General features: G+C 60.5%; 19 protein-coding genes. 7 read left to right on the top strand and 12 right to left on the bottom strand.

The window, feature by feature from the left end; genetic code table 11:
• Positions 1 to 65 precede the first annotated feature (65 nt).
• From ACOZK9_RS00405 to ACOZK9_RS00360, 10 genes are all read right to left on the bottom strand, one after another.
• Complete coding sequence (locus ACOZK9_RS00405) at positions 66 to 1,076, bottom strand: ornithine carbamoyltransferase (RefSeq protein ID WP_058412462.1); 1,011 nt, start codon at positions 1,074 to 1,076, stop codon at positions 66 to 68.
• A gap of 11 nt (positions 1,077 to 1,087) precedes the next feature.
• On the bottom strand, positions 1,088 to 2,344 hold the full coding sequence (arcA, locus tag ACOZK9_RS00400) for an arginine deiminase (RefSeq protein WP_058412461.1): 1,257 nt from the start codon (positions 2,342 to 2,344) through the stop codon (positions 1,088 to 1,090).
• A 23-nt stretch (positions 2,345 to 2,367) separates the two neighbouring features.
• Positions 2,368 to 3,795 (bottom strand): arginine-ornithine antiporter, encoded by a 1,428-nt coding sequence (gene arcD, locus ACOZK9_RS00395; RefSeq protein ID WP_058412460.1) that lies wholly within the window; start codon positions 3,793 to 3,795, stop codon positions 2,368 to 2,370.
• A 195-nt stretch (positions 3,796 to 3,990) separates the two neighbouring features.
• A complete protein-coding gene (locus ACOZK9_RS00390) occupies positions 3,991 to 5,340 on the bottom strand; it encodes a CoA transferase (protein WP_421555076.1) in 1,350 nt (449 codons plus the stop codon).
• Positions 5,341 to 5,377: 37 nt separating this feature from the next.
• Positions 5,378 to 6,724, bottom strand: coding sequence for a sensor histidine kinase (locus tag ACOZK9_RS00385; RefSeq protein ID WP_058412458.1), 1,347 nt, complete (start codon positions 6,722 to 6,724; stop codon positions 5,378 to 5,380).
• A gap of 67 nt (positions 6,725 to 6,791) precedes the next feature.
• Complete coding sequence (locus ACOZK9_RS00380) at positions 6,792 to 7,268, bottom strand: LTXXQ domain protein (RefSeq protein WP_058412457.1); 477 nt, start codon at positions 7,266 to 7,268, stop codon at positions 6,792 to 6,794.
• A gap of 245 nt (positions 7,269 to 7,513) precedes the next feature.
• The gene (locus ACOZK9_RS00375) at positions 7,514 to 8,191 is read right to left on the bottom strand and encodes a response regulator transcription factor (RefSeq protein WP_058412456.1); all 678 of its coding nucleotides are present in this window, start codon (positions 8,189 to 8,191) and stop codon (positions 7,514 to 7,516) included.
• A 7-nt stretch (positions 8,192 to 8,198) separates the two neighbouring features.
• Entirely contained in the window at positions 8,199 to 8,576 is a 378-nt protein-coding gene (locus tag ACOZK9_RS00370; RefSeq protein WP_058412455.1) for an SH3 domain-containing protein, read from the bottom strand.
• Positions 8,577 to 8,665: 89 nt separating this feature from the next.
• Positions 8,666 to 8,965, bottom strand: coding sequence for a YciI family protein (locus tag ACOZK9_RS00365; RefSeq protein WP_058412454.1), 300 nt, complete (start codon positions 8,963 to 8,965; stop codon positions 8,666 to 8,668).
• 1 nt (position 8,966) lies between these two features.
• A complete protein-coding gene (locus ACOZK9_RS00360; RefSeq protein ID WP_058412453.1) occupies positions 8,967 to 9,563 on the bottom strand; it encodes a septation protein A in 597 nt (198 codons plus the stop codon).
• Positions 9,564 to 9,650: 87 nt separating this feature from the next.
• On the opposite strand from ACOZK9_RS00360, the gene ACOZK9_RS00355 reads away from it, so the two are divergent.
• From ACOZK9_RS00355 to rluB, 7 genes are all read left to right on the top strand, one after another.
• A complete protein-coding gene (locus tag ACOZK9_RS00355; RefSeq protein ID WP_172979816.1) occupies positions 9,651 to 10,514 on the top strand; it encodes a PHP domain-containing protein in 864 nt (287 codons plus the stop codon).
• Positions 10,515 to 10,527: 13 nt separating this feature from the next.
• Entirely contained in the window at positions 10,528 to 11,157 is a 630-nt protein-coding gene (locus ACOZK9_RS00350; protein WP_058412451.1) for an L-threonylcarbamoyladenylate synthase, read from the top strand.
• Between the two features lie 60 nt (positions 11,158 to 11,217).
• Complete coding sequence (locus tag ACOZK9_RS00345; protein ID WP_172979353.1) at positions 11,218 to 11,976, top strand: segregation and condensation protein A; 759 nt, start codon at positions 11,218 to 11,220, stop codon at positions 11,974 to 11,976.
• Positions 11,977 to 11,988: 12 nt separating this feature from the next.
• Complete coding sequence (gene scpB / locus ACOZK9_RS00340) at positions 11,989 to 12,939, top strand: SMC-Scp complex subunit ScpB (protein ID WP_421555075.1); 951 nt, start codon at positions 11,989 to 11,991, stop codon at positions 12,937 to 12,939.
• A gap of 169 nt (positions 12,940 to 13,108) precedes the next feature.
• Positions 13,109 to 13,504 (top strand): hypothetical protein, encoded by a 396-nt coding sequence (locus tag ACOZK9_RS00335; protein WP_058412448.1) that lies wholly within the window; start codon positions 13,109 to 13,111, stop codon positions 13,502 to 13,504.
• 81 nt (positions 13,505 to 13,585) lie between these two features.
• On the top strand, positions 13,586 to 13,777 hold the full coding sequence (locus tag ACOZK9_RS00330) for a DUF1289 domain-containing protein (RefSeq protein ID WP_058412447.1): 192 nt from the start codon (positions 13,586 to 13,588) through the stop codon (positions 13,775 to 13,777).
• Positions 13,778 to 13,921: 144 nt separating this feature from the next.
• Positions 13,922 to 15,163: a 23S rRNA pseudouridine(2605) synthase RluB gene (gene rluB, locus ACOZK9_RS00325; RefSeq protein WP_058412446.1), complete on the top strand. Its 1,242-nt coding sequence runs from the start codon at positions 13,922 to 13,924 to the stop codon at positions 15,161 to 15,163.
• 146 nt (positions 15,164 to 15,309) lie between these two features.
• On the opposite strand, the gene ACOZK9_RS00320 is transcribed toward rluB, so the two are convergent.
• Together ACOZK9_RS00320 and ACOZK9_RS00315 are read right to left on the bottom strand one after the other, a co-directional pair.
• Positions 15,310 to 16,269, bottom strand: a complete 960-nt coding sequence (locus ACOZK9_RS00320; protein WP_058412445.1) for a M29 family metallopeptidase — start codon at positions 16,267 to 16,269, stop codon at positions 15,310 to 15,312.
• 71 nt (positions 16,270 to 16,340) lie between these two features.
• Positions 16,341 to 16,478 (bottom strand): hypothetical protein, encoded by a 138-nt coding sequence (locus ACOZK9_RS00315; RefSeq protein WP_058412444.1) that lies wholly within the window; start codon positions 16,476 to 16,478, stop codon positions 16,341 to 16,343.
• Between the last annotated feature and the right edge of the window lie 542 nt (positions 16,479 to 17,020).

Raw genomic sequence — 17,020 nt, 5'->3', positions numbered from 1 at the left:
GGTGACTGACATACCGTCATCGGGAGCAAGCCCCTTCCCACATGATCGAGTTCCAACCTTGAGCTTTAGATGTCAGCGAGCGCTGCCACCAGAATCGCCTTGATGGTGTGCATGCGGTTTTCCGCTTGCTCGAACGCGATATTGGCGGGCGACTCAAACACCTCTTCCGTCACTTCCACGCCGTTCGCCAGGTTCGGATAACGCGCCGCGATGTCCTTGCCCACCTTGGTGTCGCTGTTATGGAACGCCGGCAAGCAATGCATGAATTTCACCCGTGGGTTGCCCGAGGCTTTCATCATCCTGGCGTTGACTTGGTACGGCAGCAGTTGCTCGATGCGCTCATCCCACGCTTCCACCGGCTCGCCCATCGATACCCAGATGTCGGTGTGGATGAAGTCCACGCCGTTCACCGCCTCCACCGGGTCTTCGGTGATGGTGATGCGCGCGCCGCTTTCTTCGGCGAAGGCCCGGCATTGCTTGATGAAATCTTCGTGCGGCCACAGCGCTTTGGGCGCGCCGATGCGCACGTCCATGCCCAGCTTGGCGCCGATCATCAGCAGCGAATTGCCCATGTTGTAGCGCGCATCGCCGAGGTAGGCGTAGCTGATGTCATGCAGCGGCTTGTCGCTGTGTTCGCGCATGGTCAAGGTGTCGGCGATCATTTGCGTGGGGTGGAACTCGGCGGTCAGGCCGTTGAACACCGGCACGCCGGCGAAGGTGGCCAGCTCTTCGACGATTTCCTGCGCAAAGCCACGGTATTCAATGGCGTCGAACATGCGGCCGAGTACGCGGGCGGTGTCTTTCATGCTTTCTTTGTGGCCAATCTGCGACGACACCGGGTCGATATAGGTGACGTGCGCGCCTTGGTCATGCGCCGCCACTTCGAACGCACACCGGGTGCGGGTCGAGGTTTTTTCGAAGATCAGCGCGATGTTTTTGCCCTGCAAGTGCGGCCGCTCGGTGCCGGTGTATTTGGCGCGTTTGAGGTCACGGGACAAGTCCAGCAAGTAGTGCAGCTCGCGCGTGGTGTGGTGCATCAGCGAGAGCAGGCTGCGGTTGCGCATGTTGAACGCCATGATGGGTCTCCTTAATAGTCGATGGGGTCGCGGATGATCGGGCAGGTCATGCAGTGGCCGCCGCCACGGCCACGGCCGAGTTCACCGGCGCTGATGGTGATGACTTCCACCCCGGCCTTGCGCAACAGGGTGTTGGTGTACGTGTTGCGGTCGTAACCGATCACCACGCCAGGCTCGACGGCCACCACATTGTTGCCGTCATCCCATTGCTCACGTTCGGCGGCGAAGCTGTTGCCGCCGGTCTCGACCACGCGCAGGGCGTTCAGCTTGAGCGCGCTGGCGACCACGTCGAGGAAGCTTGCTTCTTCACGGCGCACGTCAATGCCGCCGGGCTTGCTCTCATCAGGGCGCAGGCTGAACGCGACGATCTGGCTGACCACTTCCGGGAAGACGGTGACGAGGTCGCGGTCGCAGAAACTGAACACCGTGTCCAGGTGCATCGCGGCGCGGGATTTCGGCAGGCCGGCAACGATCACACGCTCGACGGCGTTGTGTTTGAACAGGTTCAGCGCCAGTTGGCCGATGGCTTGGCGCGACGAGCGCTCGCCCATGCCGATCAACACCACGCCGTTGCCGATCGGCATTACATCACCGCCTTCCAGCGTGGCGTTGCCGTGTTGCTGGTCCGGGTCGCCGTACCAGACCTGAAAGTCGGCATTGACGAACTCGGGGTGGAATTTATAAATGGCGCTGGCCAGCAAGGTTTCCTGGCGTCGCGCTGGCCAGTGCATCGGGTTGAGTGTCACGCCGCCGTAGATCCAGCAGGTGGTGTCGCGGGTAAATTGAGTGTTCGGCAGCGGCGGCAGGATGAAGCTTGAGTGGCCAAGAAAATCGCGGAACATCTCGATCGTCTTGCCGCCGAAACTGTCCGGCAAGTCGTCAGCCGAGACGCCGCCGATCAGGTATTCAGCGACCTTGCGCGGCTCCAGGCTGCGCAGCCAAGAACCCACTTCGTTGACCAGGCCAAGGCCGACCTGGTTGGCGGTGATCTTGCGCGCCAGTAACCAATCGAGGGCTTCGGGGATGGCGACGATGTCGGTCAGCAGGTTGTGCATTTCCAGCACATCAATGTCGCGCTCGCGCATTTTGGTCACGAAGTCGAAATGGTCGCGCTTGGCTTGGGCCACCCACAGCACGTCATCGAACAGCAGTTCATCGCAGTTGTTGGGGGTCAGGCGCTGGTGCGCCAAACCTGGGGAGCACACCATGACTTTACGCAGTTTGCCGGCTTCGGAATGTACGCCGTACTTGACTTTTTCGGTGGTCATTACAGATCCTCCAGTGGGAACACTTACAACGTCAGGAAGCCGGCGTAGAGCCCATAAGCCGCCACCAGGGCGCCGATGACGACTGCGCCGAAAATCAGCTTCTCCAGCGTGGTGAAAATCGGTTTGCCCAGTTCACGCTTGGCCATTGCGAACAGAATCGCGCCGGGGGCGTAGAGCAGGGCGGACAACAGCAGGTACTTGGTGCCGCCGGCGTAGAGCAGCCAGATCGCGTAGATCAGCGCAATGGCGCCAATGCACAGGTCTTTCGCACGTTCGCGTGCGGCGTTTTCGTAGGTCTCGCCGCGCACCGCCAGCAGCAGGGCATAGGCGGCCGACCACAGGTACGGGACCAAAATCATCGACGTGGCGAGGTAGATCAGCGACAGGTAAGTGCTCGCGGAAAACAGCGTGATCAGCAGAAAAACCTGCACCATCGCATTGGTCAGCCAGAGGGCGTTGACCGGTACGTGGTTGGCGTTTTCCTTGCGCAAAAACGCCGGCATGGTGTGGTCCTTGGCAGCGGCGAACATGATCTCCGCACACAGCAACACCCACGACAGCAGGGCGCCCAGCAGTGAGATGATCAAACCTACGCTGATCAGCAGCGCGCCCCAGTGACCGACCACATGCTCGAGCACGGCGGCCATCGACGGGTTCTGCAACTTGGCCAATTCCGGCTGGGTCATGATCCCGAGGGACAGCACATTCACCAGCATCAAAAACAGCAGCACAGTGATAAAGCCGATCACGGTGGCCTTGCCGACATCGGAGCGTTTTTCCGCCCGCGACGAGAAGATGCTCGCGCCTTCGATGCCGATGAACACGAACACGGTGACCAGCATCATGTTGCGCACCTGGTTCATCACACTGCCCAGGTCCGGGTTTTTTACGCCCCAAATATCTGCGGTGAAAATCTCCAGCTTGAACGCAAACACGGCGATCAACACGAACAGCACCAGCGGCACCACTTTGGCGATGGTGGTGACCAGGTTAATAAACGCGGCTTCCTTGATTCCGCGCAGCACCAAAAAGTGCACGGCCCACAGCAGCACCGACGCGCCGATCACCGCCGCAGGTGTATTCCCCGCGCCAAAAATCGGGAAGAAGTAACCGAGGGTGCTGAACAACAGGACGAAGTAGCCGACGTTGCCCAACCAGGCACTGATCCAGTAACCCCACGCCGACGAGAAACCCATGTAGTCGCCGAAACCGGCCTTGGCGTAGGCGTACACACCGCCATCGAGCGTGGGCTTGCGATTGGCCAGGGTCTGGAACACGAACGCGAGGGTCAGCATGCCGATGGCGGTAATCACCCAACCGATCAACACCGCGCCGACATCGGCGCTGGCGGCCATGTTTTGCGGCAGTGAGAAGATCCCGCCCCCAATCATTGAGCCCACGACCAGTGCAACCAGTGCACCGAGTCGAAGTTTTCCGGGAGATTCAGACATTGCGTGCCTCCAATGCAGGAGAAGAGAGGCCACAGAGTAATTGGATGTGCCGGGTAAGCAGCTGACTCAGATCACGGCATTGGCGTATTTAATTGTGATTGTCAGGGCCGTTTCGCGAGCAAGCCCGCACACAGTTAACGCAGCTCATACCTCAAAATGTGGGGAGCGGGCTTGCTCGCGAAGGCGATTTTCAGTTCACCACTGTGGCCGGTGTGACCCCAACTCCGCCGCCGGTAAATCCCACTGCAACGGTGTGCCGCTGATGCTCACCGGCGCGAGCAGCCGATGGGCTTGGCCCCAGGGTGTTTGCTCAACGACCACACCTTGATCGGTGGAGTCTTCCGCGCGCAACGCCGGTTGCTCCGGCACCGGCCCGGCGTCCATCAACAGCTTCGCCGTACGCGCCAATGACAACTGCGCCGAACCGCCGCGCCCGGTTTTCAAGCGCTGTGTTAAAGCCTGAAGCGCACTGGCCGCCATCAAATACCCGGTCGCGTGATCCAGCGCCTGCACCGGCAGTGGCTGCGGTTTATCCGCGTGTTGGCAGGCCATGCCCGCGTCGGCAATCCCGCTGCTCATCTGCACCAAACTGTCGAACCCGCGACGATTGCGCCACGGCCCGCTCCAGCCGTAGGCATTAAGGCTAACGTCAATCAGACCGGGCGCGAGCAGTTGCAGCGCGTCGGCGGTGTAGCCCAACTGCTCCAAGGCGTCGGCGCGGTAACCGTGGAACAGAATGTCGGCGTCTTTAAGCAGGGTTTCAAAAATCTGCCGCCCTTCGATGCTTTTCAGGTCGAGCCGCGCGCAGCGTTTACCCAGCGTCATTTCCGGCACTACGCCCGGCTCGTTCCAGGTGGGCGAGTCGACGCGCAGTACGTCTGCACCCAAGCCTGCGAGGAATCGACTGGCCACGGGGCCGGCCAATACGCGGGTCAAGTCCAGCACTTTGGTGCCCGCCAGCGGGCGCGCGACTGAACCGAGCCAGGGTTTATCGGCGGTGGTTTCAAACGTCTGGCGCTGCACCAGGGCTTGCGCGTTCACCGCCAACCCTTGCGGATGGTTTTGCCAGGCCCGCCACGAACGCATCTGCGCCGCACAGCCGCCTGCATCAACTATTGCCTGCTCCAGTTCAGCGGCGTTCCAGCTCGCGACGTGCTTGGCCATGTCGGCGCGAGTATTGACCTTGCCCAGTACCCGTTCAGCGGCGGCCCGGTGATGGGGCGCATTGGTGTGCAAACGAATCCAACCGTCGGCGCTGGCGTAGTCGCCGGCCACCTCGTCCCACAGCGGCGGCACTTGCCAACCCACGGGGCGAATCGAGGACGAAAACCAGAAGGAGGCGAGGCGTCGGTCGACCGTGATGTTGGGCAAGCGGCCGGTCATCTCCAGTACAAGCTGGGCGACAGCCTGGCCTGCGGCACCGAGGCTGGCGCTGGCGAGTTCGGTCACGGCGAAGGTCGAGGGCAGGGCGCCGGCCTCGGTAAAGGCCAGCGCGGTGTGCGGCAGATCGAGTGCGGCTTGGATGGGGGTCAGCAGGTCAGTCATCAAAGGCCCTCCGTGAGAGAAGGCTAACTATAGAAGATCATCCGGCCGGTGTGGCAACCCCAGGCGTTAACGGCAAGTCGATGCTGGCGATAAAGCCGCCGTCAGGGTGATTCGCCAGGATCAGGCTGCCGCCATGCCGTTCCGCCGCGCGTCGGGCGATGGCCAAGCCCAGCCCGTGGCCTTGGGCCGCTTGGCCGGGGGCGCGATAAAACGGTTCGCCCAGTTGGCTCAGGTGCTCGGCCTCAACGCCCGGGCCATGGTCGCGCACGCGGATCAAAATACGTTCGCCGAGGCGTTGGGCCTGCAGTTCGATCGGTTGGCCGAGCGGGTTGAAGCGCTGGGCGTTGCGCAACAGGTTATCCACTGCGCGCTCAATCATCGTCGGCCAGCCCTTGAGGTGCAGGTCGTTGTCGGCGGTCAGTTGCACCACTTGGTCCGGCGCGCCGAGTTGGGCGTCTTTTTGCAGGGTCTTGAGCAGCGGGTTGAGGTCGACGTCCTCGGCGCTGGCGTTGTCGGCATCGACGCGCGCCAGCACCAGAATCTCGCTGATCAGCGCTTCCAGGCGGTCGCATTCACGCGTCAGGCGGGGCCAGAGCTTTTCGCGTTCTTCGGCGCTCGCGCGTTCGGCCAGGGCCAGGGCGATGCGCAAGCGGGCCAGCGGCGAGCGCAGTTCGTGGGACACGTCGCGCAGCAACTGGCGCTGGCTGCCGATCAGGCTTTGCAGGCGCGCGCCCATGCGGTTGAAGTCGGTGGCCAATACGCCAAATTCATCACGCCGGTTGGCCAGTCGCGCCAGGCTGTTCTGCTGGTAGGTGGCTTGGCCGAGGTCATGCACTGCACCGCGCAAGCGGCTGAGTGGGCGGGTGATGGACAGCGTCACCAGCAAACTGAACAGCGTCAGCACCACCAGCGCAATCGCCAGCGCACTTAATGGCCACGTCAGGCTGCTACGGTGCCATTCGTCGAGTTCCGGGTGCGGGATGCGGTAGATCAGCAAGTAGGTGTCGCCGGTTTTTTCGCTGGTGTACTCGGCGGTCAGGCGGCGCCAGGGCAGGTGGCCATCCTTGTTGTCACTTTGCCGGGCCTCAAGCGCGGCGGCGCGTCGCGGGAAGGTGCCGCGCACCACCGGCTCGCCACTTTCATTCAGCACTTGCACGTCGATGTGGTACTGGCGTTTGCGTTGTTGCAGCAAATCCTGAGCGGCGTCCTCGCCTTGGGCTTCGTAGAGCTGGGTCCACTCTTGCGCCAAATTATTGAGGCCGGGGTGACGGCTGAGAATCCAGGCATCTTGGTTGAGCATGTGACCAAGCAGAATCGACAACCCGGCAACCAAGGCGATGGCCAGCCAGAAACTGGCCAGGATGCGCCAGAACAATGAACGCACAGGAAACCCTCAAACAGGAAAAGCCCAGCGGCGAGGGCCACTGGGCTGGGGAGGTGACGCGCTTACATTATTGCGCTTTTTGCGGCTGTTGCGCTTTCCAGGCCTGGAATTCCTTCCACTCGGCGCGGCGCTCGGCTTGCTTTTTGACGATTTCGTCGAATTTCTTCTGTTGATCGGGTTTCAGCACGGCACGGATGTCGGCTTGGGTTTTCTGTTTGCCGGCAGCCATTTCGTCCTGCATGGCTTTCTGGTCAGCGGCCGGGAGTTTGTCCAGATACTTTTTGACCAGGTCTTTGCGAGCGTGCCATTGGTCGCCCATCAGCTTGCCGATTTGCTCGCGCTGTTCCTTGCTCAGGTCCAACTGGGCGAACGGGCCACCTTTGCCACGCGGGCCGTGTTCACCGTCGTGGCCCGGGCCGCCCATCATGTGGCCTTCAGGACCGCCCATCGGGCCTGGGCCAGGGCCTGGGCCTTCCGGCATTGCAGCCATGGCGACGGTGGGCAGGGCGGCGGCGAACATCAAAGCGATCAGGGTCTTGCGCATGGTGATTCTCCAGTGTCTATTCCGGTGAGTCCGGATGTGAGTAGATTACGGAGATCAAGGTCAGCGGCGGTCAGGTGAGGGTAAAGGTTTGGTAAGGGGCATCAAGTTGGAAGCTGCAAGTTTTAAGCTGCAAGCTGCAAGACAAGAGCGACGATCAATGCGCCTTTGATCGTGCTTTTTCTTGCAGCCTGCAGCTTGCAGCTTTTTCTTGCAGCTTGCAGCCTGTGCTGTTTCTTGCAGCTTCTTCAGAGGCTGTAGTAGTACCCACGGCTGCGCAGCGCCACAATCCGTGGCCGGCCATCCGCGTGCGGGCCGATCTTTTTTCGCAGGTTGCTGACGTGCATGTCCAAACTGCGGTCATACAGCGTCAACTTGCGCCCCAAGGCAATCTGCGCCAGCTCCTGCTTGTCCAGCGGTTCACCCGGTTGGCGCAACAAGGCTTCCAGCAAACGGCTCTCGGACACCGTGAGCACGAACTCCTGTTGATTAATGCTGACCACCCCGCGCACCGGGCTGAAGCACAGGTCACCCAACTCAAGCTGCGTCGATACAGCCGCCGGGTGGCTGCGGCGCAGTACGGCGCGCAAGCGGGCGGTAAGCTCGCGTGGGTCGCAAGGCTTGGCCAGATAATCATCGGCTCCCAGTTCCAGCCCGAGGATACGGTCCAGCGGCTCGCCCCGGGCCGAGAGCATCAGCACCGGCAATTCCGGGTGGTCGTTGCGCAATTGCTTGAGCAGCTCCAGGCCGCTGCCGTCCGGCAACATCACGTCGAGTACTACCGCCGCCGGGGCGCTATCACTCAAGGCTTTGCGGGCGCTCAAACCATCGTGGCAGGCACGCACCTGGAAACCTTCCTGGCTTAGCCAACTGGTCAGAAGCTCGCACAGCTCCTGGTCATCATCTATCAGTAACAGCTCGCTCATGACTTACTCAATTTAGCCATTGTCGACGGCGACGGTGCCCACCGCTGGCGAAAACCCCGCACAGCAAGGCGATCAGTGCAACGGCTGCGCCGGTGACAAACCACTGCTGTTGCTCGGTTAGCCACTGGTTCAAGGCGCCGCCTTGTGCTTCTTTGAGTTGCTGCACCAGGCGTTGGTTCTCTTGGCGCAAGCGACTCAGCTGCGCACTTTCGCGCGCGGCGTCTGCGGTGTGCAGTTGTTTGCTCAGCTCTTCACGCAGCCGTTCGCTTTCTTTCAAACGCTGCTGCAACTCGGTGACCTGGCTGCCGCTGTTTGAGGTTTCTTCAGCGTGGGCGGTAGCCCCGATCATTAACACTGCCAACAGACACAACTGACGTAAGCGCATCGGAACTCCTGATTCCACACGAATATTCAGCAGGTTGTCGGCAGATTACCGGGAATATTGAGCCATCAGGCGCTTGCCGGGCGTCACCCTCAAGGCAGGACTTGTTTGAACGGCTTGATCACGACCTCCGCGTAAACGCCCGCCGTTACGTAAGGGTCAGCGTTAGCCCATGCTTGGGCATCGGCCAGGGACGCGAACTCGGCGACGATCAGGCTACCGGTGAAACCGGCGTCGCCTGGGTCATTGCTGTCGACTGCCGGGTGTGGCCCGGCCAGCACGATGCGGCCTTCGGCCTGCAGTTGTTTCAGGCGTTCGACGTGGGCAGGGCGCACGCTCAGGCGTTTTTCCAGCGAGTGGGCAACGTCGGTAGCAATGATTGCGTAGAGCATGTCAGTCCTCGGTCTTCGGCGTAGTGGGGTCGGTGTCATGCAGGTGGCGCGACAGGTAAATGCCCTGGCCGACCAGGAACAACACGGTCATGCCCAGGCTGCCGAACACCTTGAAGTCGACCCAATAGTTCTGGAAGGTAAAGGCCACAAACAGGTTAGCGGCGCCGCAGAACAGGAAAAACACCACCCAGGCCACGTTCAAGCGTACCCATACCGGCTCCGGCAAGGTTAACGCATGGCCCATGATCCGCTTGATCAGCAGGCGATCACCGATGAAATGGCTGCCGATAAAGGCCAGCGCGAACAGCCAGTTGACCACCGGGGCTTTCCATTTAAGGAAGGTTTCGCTGTGGAACGCCAGGGTCAGGCTGCCGAAGACGAGGCAGGCGATCAGGGTCAGCCATTGGCTTTTTTCGAGTTTGCGCTGGGAAATGAAGATGGCGCCGTAGACCACGACAGAGCTGATGATCAGCACCGCGGTGGCGCTGTAGATGCCTCCGAATGTCAGCTCATGGCCGGCGACATCGATGACCCTTGGGTCGAGTTTGTAAACGATGAAAAACAGCAACAGCGGGATGAAGTCGATGAATTGTTTCACAGTAAGAGCCAGAAGCTGGATGTGGCGGCATAATAACAAACATCCTTGGTAGCGAAAGCGCCAGCTGACTTGAGGTTACACACTTCCGTGAATGTTGATTTGCACTGCCACAGCACGGCCTCCGACGGCGCCCTCGCGCCCGCGGTACTGGTTGCGCGTGCGTTTGAAAAAGGCGTGCGAGTCCTCGCGTTGACCGACCACGACACGCTCGAAGGCCTCGATGAAGCCCGTGCGACGGCGCATGGCTTGGGCATGCAGCTGGTCAACGGCGTGGAATTGTCCTGCACTTGGGGCGGCGCCACCATTCATGTGCTCGGTTACGGGTTTGATCAAAAAGCCCCGCCATTGGTCGAGGCTATCGCCCAATTGCACGATGGCCGCTGGCTGCGGTCCGAAGAAATAAGCCGCAAACTCGGCCTTAAAGGCATGCCCAATGCCCTCGAAGGCGCTCGCGCCGTCCAGCAGGCGCTGGGCGACAGCGGCAATGCACCGGCCCGGCCACACTTCGCCGATTGGATGGTGCGTGAAGGTTTTGTTAAGGACCGCGCCGAAGCGTTTCGCAAATGGCTCGGCGCTGGCAAATTGGGCGACGTCAAACAGCATTGGCCGACCCTGGAAGACACCGTGCAAACCCTGCGCGCCTCCGGGGCCTGGGTCAGCCTGGCGCACCCTTGGCATTACGATTTCACCCGCAGCAAGCGTCGCAAGCTGATTGCCGACTATATTGGAGCGGGCGGGCACGCAATTGAAGTGGTCAACGGCCATCAACCCGCCGAACAGGTGGGTAGCCTGGCGATTCTTGCCCGCGAATTTGGTCTGCTGGTCAGCGCCGGCAGTGATTTCCATGGCCCTGGCGGTTGGTCGGAGATTGGCGAATATCGCCAAGTCCCGGAAGACTTGCCGCTTTTGTGGGGGCGATTCAAGCATGACCCCATTATTGCCACCGTCTGAACAGGTAGAACACGTGAGTCAATTCTTCCAGATTCATCCGGAAAACCCTCAAGCGCGCCTGATTAAACAGGCGGTGGAGATCATTCGCGCCGGTGGCGTGGTGATCTACCCAACGGACTCGTCCTACGCCATTGGTTGCCAAATCGGCGATAAAAGCGCGGTTGAACGGGTCAGACGCCTGCGTGACCTGGACAAGAATCACAACTTCGCACTGATCTGCAGCGATTTGTCGCAATTGGGGCTGTTCGCCAAAGTCGACACCGGCACGTTCCGCTTGCTCAAGGCGCATACGCCGGGGCCGTACACCTTTATTCTGAACGCTACCCGCGAAGTGCCGCGCCTGTTGCTGCACCCGAAGAAGCGCACCATCGGCCTGCGGGTGCCGGAGCACCCGATTGCGCTGGCCTTGCTGGCTGAGCTGGGTGAGCCGTTGATGAGTGTGTCGTTGATCATGCCCGGCGATACCGAGCCGCTCGAAGACCCGTACGAAATGCGCCAATTGCTGGAAAAACAGGTGGACTTGATCATTGACGGCGGTTTTGGCGGCGGCAAAGCCTCCACCGTGATCAACCTGGCCGACGGTGAGCCGGAGGTGATCCGCGTAGGCTGCGGCGACCCGGCGCCCTTTATGGCAGAGGCCTGAATGTCGGCCGTAGAGACTGTCGACAGCCAGGCAGGCGCCCAGCAAGAGCTGCCGTTTGCCATGGTGTATGGCCAAGCGGTGATGGAAATGCCGCTGGACTTGTACATCCCGCCGGACGCGCTTGAGGTCTTCCTTGAAGCGTTCGAAGGCCCGCTGGACTTGCTGCTGTACCTGATTCGCAAGCAGAACATCAACATCCTCGACATCCCGGTGGCGGAAATCACCCGTCAGTACATGGGCTATGTCGAGTTGATGCAGTCGGTGCGCCTGGAACTGGCCGCCGAATACCTGGTGATGGCTGCCATGCTCGCCGAGATCAAGTCGCGCATGCTGCTGCCGCGCGCAGAATCGATTGAAGCCGAGGAAGACGACCCGCGCGCCGAGCTGATCCGCCGCCTGCAAGAGTACGAACGCTTCAAGGCTGCGGCTGAAGGTATTGACGGCCTGAGCCGCGTCGGTCGCGACGTGGTGGTGCCCAAGCTGGATGCCCCGGAAGCGCGTGCGCGCAAGCTGTTGCCGGATGTAAGCCTGGAAGAATTACTGATGTCGATGGCTGAAGTGCTGCGCCGTGGCGACATGTTCGAAAGCCACCAGGTCAGCCGCGAAGCGCTGTCGACCCGCGAGCGCATGAGCGATGTACTTGAGCGGCTTAAAGGCGGCGGTTTTGTGCCGTTTGTCGAGTTGTTTACCAAAGAAGAAGGGCGCCTGGGCGTGGTGGTGACCTTTATGGCGGTGCTTGAACTGGTCAAGGAGTCCTTGGTCGAGCTGGTCCAGAATGAGCCTTTTGCGGCTATCCACGTGCGGGCGCGAGCCGAATAAAGAGCTGAATCGATGAATTTGACTGAACCCCGCGAACTGGCCCCGTTGCTGGAGGCCTTTCTTCTGGCCTCGGGTAAACCGCAATCTCTGGAGCGCCTGTTCGAACTCTTTGAAGAGGCCGAGCGCCCCGAGCCGCCCGTGTTCAAAAAGGCCCTGGAGATCTTGCGCAAATCCTGCGACGGCCGCGCCTTTGAGCTGCGTGAAGTGGCGTCAGGCTACCGTCTGCAGATCCGTGAGAAGTTTTCGCCGTGGGTCGGCCGCTTGTGGGAAGAGCGCCCTCAGCGCTATTCGCGAGCGATGCTCGAAACCATGGCGCTGATCGCTTATCGCCAGCCGATCACCCGGGGCGAGATCGAAGATGTGCGTGGCGTGGCGGTTAACAGCCACATCGTCAAAACCTTGCTGGAGCGCGAGTGGATTCGCATCGTCGGTTACCGCGACGTGCCCGGCAAGCCGGCGATGTTCGCCACCACCAAAGTGTTCCTCGACCACTTCAACCTGAAAAACCTTGACGACCTGCCGCCGTTGGCCGAACTGCGCGAGATGGAACCCGACCCGGTGCTCGACTTTGACGACGCTCCGGTGCCCGCCAGCCTGCAAGAACTCGCCGACGCCAGCGCCGAGCCGGAAGCGCCGAAGGACGAAACCAGTTTCCATACCTTGCTGCTTGAGCTGGACGACATGGAGTTGGGCCTCAAGACTGACTTTGATGATTTGCTGCGTGACGGCGCCGCCGAGCCCGAACCTCAACTGAACGTTGAGGTTGAGCCTGAGGTTGAGCGTGAAGTCGACGTTGAACCCGGCGCCGAGCCGGAGGAAGACATTCTGGGTGTCGCAGTGGCCCGCGAGAAACTCTTGGCTGCCGTCGCCGCCTTGGGGCAACCCCAATTGAGTGACGAAGAAGCTGAAGCGCAAGCCCTGGCCGAAGCCATCGAAAATGAGCGTCGCGCGTTTGAGCCCTGATTCACCCGCGCGTCCGAGCCGTCAGCCTGCGGCATGGCAGGCGTGTTACCTGTTGGTTCTGACAGTTGTTTGGTTGTGATGCTCGGCGTTTACTCGCTGCACGCCATTACGACTGTGCCGTTTCATTCGTGGTGGTTGTAATCCCTTCCTTTAAGTTGGATGACCCCTCATGAATATTACTCGTCAACGCATTACGTCTTCGCTGGGCGTGGTGGCTTTAATCGGTTCGGCTGTTTTTACCTGCGTTTATGCGGTGGCAGCCACTTATAACCCTCTCAGTGGTGACGTCAGCGTCAACATTATCGCGGGGGCCGCGCCCACTGGCGCTGTTGGTCTGAGTACCGGGCCTACGGGGGTAGAACGCCCTGTCTACTACCGCCCAGGTTCCTCGGACGCACTGTGGATCGGCGCGTCCAACACGTTGCCTCAGGGGTGCAAACCCACGGAATTCAAGGACGATGACGGCACTGCGATTCCGGTCTGGATTAAGTTGAAATGCACTGCAGAGGACTGGCAAGGCAAACTGTCCAAGACGGGTAAACTATTCACCGTCAAGCGCCTTTGATACAGGCCGTACTGCTGGCTCTGGGCGCCTGCATTTTGATGGGTCCCACGCATTGAGTGGGGCCAAATTCAGAGGATTCCCATGAGTTCGACCAAAGACCCTTGCATCAGCATCTGCAAATTCAGCGACGACATCTGTGTCGGCTGTGGCCGCAGCAAGCGCGAAATCCGCGCCTGGAAGAAACTCGACAAGGTCGACAAGCGCGCGGTGCTGGCCGAAGCCGAATTGCGGCTGTTGGCGCTGGATGCCACCGGTCGGCGGAAAAGCAAATGACGCTGTGTTTATCGACTAGTCTGTGATGCGCAACGCGCGTCATGCGCGTATGATTCGCGACCCTTTGGCGACGTATTCGCCCAAAGCCCCGCTTTCAACACTCTTCAGGCCATGCCTGACTCGACCCACCGGGAGGTGCTTAAGATGAACGACAAAGACCAGAACGACAGCCAGGAAATCGGCCCAGCAGGCGAAAAACTGCAAAAGGTGCTGGCGCGTATCGGCGTGGGCTCACGCCGCGACGTCGAAGCCTGGATCACCCAGAAGCGCATCAAGGTCAACGGCGTTGAAGCCACCCTCGGCCAACGCGTCGACCTGCACGATGCAATCACCATTGATGGCAAGGTCATCAAGCGTGAAGAGGCCGCCGAATCGGTGCGCCGCGTCATTATGTACAACAAGCCCGATGGCGAGATCTGCACGCGTGACGACCCGGAAGGCCGTCCGACCGTGTTTGACAAGATGCCCAAGCCCAAAGAAGGCCGCTGGATCAACATCGGCCGCCTCGACATCAACACCACCGGCTTGCTGATGTTCACCACTGACGGTGAGCTGGCCAACCGCCTGATGCACCCGTCTTACGAGATGGACCGTGAATACGCGGTGCGTGTACGGGGTGAAGTCGATGACGAGATGATCGAACGCCTCAAGGCGGGCGTGGTGCTGGAAGACGGCCCCGCCAAATTCACCGACATCAAGCAGGCGCCAGGCGGCGAAGGTTTTAACCATTGGTACCACTGCGTGGTGATGGAAGGCCGTAACCGTGAAGTCCGTCGCCTGTGGGAATCCCAAGGCCTGGTGGTCAGCCGCCTGAAGCGCGTGCGTTTCGGCCCGGTGTTCTTGAACTCCGACCTGCCGATGGGCCGCTGGCGAGAAATGAGCCAATACGAAGTCGACATCCTCAGTGCCGAAGTTGGCCTGACGCCTGTTGCCATGCCGCAGATGAACGCCAAGAGCAAAGACAAGCTTGAGCGTATGCAGCGTAAATCGTCGCGCCCAGTGGCCCGCACCGAGCGCGTTGCGCGCACCCTGCGCCCGGCGTTGAATGCGCCGGCTACCGGCGGTCGCATCTCGCGTGAGCCACACATCGAAGGCGAGCGTCGCCCAACCGCGCCGTCGCGTCAGGAAGGCGAGCGTGCGCCACGCACCCCGCGTCCTGCGCGCGGTGAAGCGCCAGCCGCGGGTCGCGGCAACCGTGGTGAAGCTGGCCGCGGTACGCCGTCGTCCGATCGCCCGGCCGACAACGCCAGCACCAAACGCCCAGCCAAGCCAGCGCCGAAAAAGCGCCCTGGCCTGAAACTGGTCGCCGATGAGCCGTCGGGCAAGCGCCGTGGCGCACCGGCCGGTTCCGGTCAGCGCCCGGGTTTTGGTCGCAAAAAGCCTTGAAGGCAGCGGTGAGTTTTTAGCTGCAAGCTGCAAGTAAAAGCGTCAACTCTCGCGGGTTGGCGTTTTTTTTGGTGAAGCGCACTCGAAAACATGGAGGGAGCGAGCTCCCTCCCACCCTTGAATCTGCAGTGTTTCAAGTCAGTTGTTTAGAACGCAAACGTCCCGTCAAACACCGGCTTGTCATCCAGCGCCAACACGCCGCTGGCAAAGATCAGGTCCAGGTGATGGCTGCCCTTTTGCCCGCCGCCCAAGCCCAGGTGCAAGCCGCAATGGCGCTCTTCAAACCCGGCATTACGCGCGTACAAGTCTTTGACCCCTTCATTGGTACCAATGCCCAGCTCTTCGACACGGCGGTTGGACGGGTTGGCATTGAGGTATTTGTTGAAGTCATCCGCCAGACCCGGCACATCGCTGGCCACGCCGCAAATCGTCGAGTTCTCGATCCACAGCTCCAGCGGTGATTGCAGCACGCCGTATTTACGCGCGAAGGGAATGGTGCTGAGAAACGTGCCGACAAACCGCACTTGGCCGTTGATGGCCTCGCTGTGGGTGGCGATCTCGCCGGGCGCCAGGTCGTGGTTGCCGACGCCGTTGATATTGGTCCACTTCTTGATGCTGCTCAGCGGCGCTTCCAGGCGTGAACCGTGCTTGTCGGTAAAGCTCAGCATGTTGGCCTGGGACATGTGCCGGATCAGCGTAGCGTTGAGGTCGGCAATGCGCTGCGGCTCGACGCTGAAGGTGTCGTAGAAATAGTCGCCGTAATCTTTGAACAGCAGGGATTTTTTCCAGTGTTCCGCCATCACGCCCTGCAGGGCGCGGATGAAGTCCGGGCCTTCCGCACGCGGGTTGGGCAAGGTCGAGGAGTCGTACAGAAACAGGTACAGGTCGCACGCTTCGATGGTCTGGGCCAGGGTTTCACTGGGTGTCAGGTCCAGGCGCTGCACCTGAAAGTTGAAACGGGCGGCACTGCCTTGGGTGATCGCTTGGGCAATGGCGTCATAACGTTCGGTATGGCCGAGTAGCACGGTGGGGCAATTCAAGCCTTGCAGGGCGGGGTGGTGAGCGAGGTAGTAGAGAAAGTGTTCGACGGCGCGGGCCTTGTCCATGACGTGTGTCCTTGTGTGCCTTGGGTAAGGTGGCAGGTGCCGTGCACAACACCTGCCGGGTACCTGCGGTGTTAGAAAGGCCACATCGCCGTGCCGAATGGCACAACGGCATCGGCTTGCATCATTTCCACGGCGGCCTCATGGGTCGGCGCTTCAAACCAATCGTCGAGTTGCAGTTCGGTTTCCAGGTCGTTTTCCAGTGCTTTCATGGTGTATCTCCTAGAGGACGTTGTTTGAGAACGGCTTGCCAGCGGGCTTCGCTGAGCAAGTGAATTAACCTAGGTGAGAGTGTTTCGAAATGCAAAAATTTTATTGACACGGTCTCATTTGAATTTTTTGTTCTGTTTTTTTGCGTTGGGTATTTTTTCAACAGAAACAGCGGACTGGCTGAACCGATTGATCAGAATTTTCTTACCGACAATTTTACGTTGGCTGACAGATCAAGCCGCGTGTAACGTGGAATTTACGGCGTGTAACGATGTGTTTACGCTTTTGCCAGGGTGTCATTGAGCGTTGCCGCGCCGTAAGGAATACCTGACAGATTGTCACGGGCGCTTCGCGGCAGCGGCTTGAAGCTGTCGAGCGGTGTACAATTGCGCCGCGTTTTACTGTGACCGCCTGCTGCGTACCCCGCAAAAGGCCAAGACCCAGGGTTTACCGACCCTGATCACTCCGCCCGGCCACGCGCCGGACGGGTTCGATTTCGTCACAGATAAAAACAAACAGGTGACGCATGACCGTTAGCAATACG

Source organism: Pseudomonas kitaguniensis, assembly GCF_049199985.1.
Taxonomy (GTDB): domain Bacteria; phylum Pseudomonadota; class Gammaproteobacteria; order Pseudomonadales; family Pseudomonadaceae; genus Aquipseudomonas; species Aquipseudomonas kitaguniensis.
This window is presented reverse-complemented; position numbering and strand designations above follow the sequence as displayed.

Coding starts and splice junctions, on each gene's coding strand:
- ACOZK9_RS00405 (WP_058412462.1), bottom strand. CDS start 1,076: ATGGCGTTCAACATGCGCAACCGCAGCCTGCTCTCGCTGATGCACCAC.
- arcA (WP_058412461.1), bottom strand. CDS start 2,344: ATGACCACCGAAAAAGTCAAGTACGGCGTACATTCCGAAGCCGGCAAA.
- arcD (WP_058412460.1), bottom strand. CDS start 3,795: ATGTCTGAATCTCCCGGAAAACTTCGACTCGGTGCACTGGTTGCACTG.
- ACOZK9_RS00390 (WP_421555076.1), bottom strand. CDS start 5,340: ATGACTGACCTGCTGACCCCCATCCAAGCCGCACTCGATCTGCCGCAC.
- ACOZK9_RS00380 (WP_058412457.1), bottom strand. CDS start 7,268: ATGCGCAAGACCCTGATCGCTTTGATGTTCGCCGCCGCCCTGCCCACC.
- ACOZK9_RS00375 (WP_058412456.1), bottom strand. CDS start 8,191: ATGAGCGAGCTGTTACTGATAGATGATGACCAGGAGCTGTGCGAGCTT.
- ACOZK9_RS00370 (WP_058412455.1), bottom strand. CDS start 8,576: ATGCGCTTACGTCAGTTGTGTCTGTTGGCAGTGTTAATGATCGGGGCT.
- ACOZK9_RS00365 (WP_058412454.1), bottom strand. CDS start 8,965: ATGCTCTACGCAATCATTGCTACCGACGTTGCCCACTCGCTGGAAAAA.
- ACOZK9_RS00345 (WP_172979353.1), top strand. CDS start 11,218: ATGGTGTATGGCCAAGCGGTGATGGAAATGCCGCTGGACTTGTACATC.
- scpB (WP_421555075.1), top strand. CDS start 11,989: ATGAATTTGACTGAACCCCGCGAACTGGCCCCGTTGCTGGAGGCCTTT.
- ACOZK9_RS00335 (WP_058412448.1), top strand. CDS start 13,109: ATGAATATTACTCGTCAACGCATTACGTCTTCGCTGGGCGTGGTGGCT.
- ACOZK9_RS00330 (WP_058412447.1), top strand. CDS start 13,586: ATGAGTTCGACCAAAGACCCTTGCATCAGCATCTGCAAATTCAGCGAC.
- rluB (WP_058412446.1), top strand. CDS start 13,922: ATGAACGACAAAGACCAGAACGACAGCCAGGAAATCGGCCCAGCAGGC.
- ACOZK9_RS00320 (WP_058412445.1), bottom strand. CDS start 16,269: ATGGACAAGGCCCGCGCCGTCGAACACTTTCTCTACTACCTCGCTCAC.
- ACOZK9_RS00315 (WP_058412444.1), bottom strand. CDS start 16,478: ATGAAAGCACTGGAAAACGACCTGGAAACCGAACTGCAACTCGACGAT.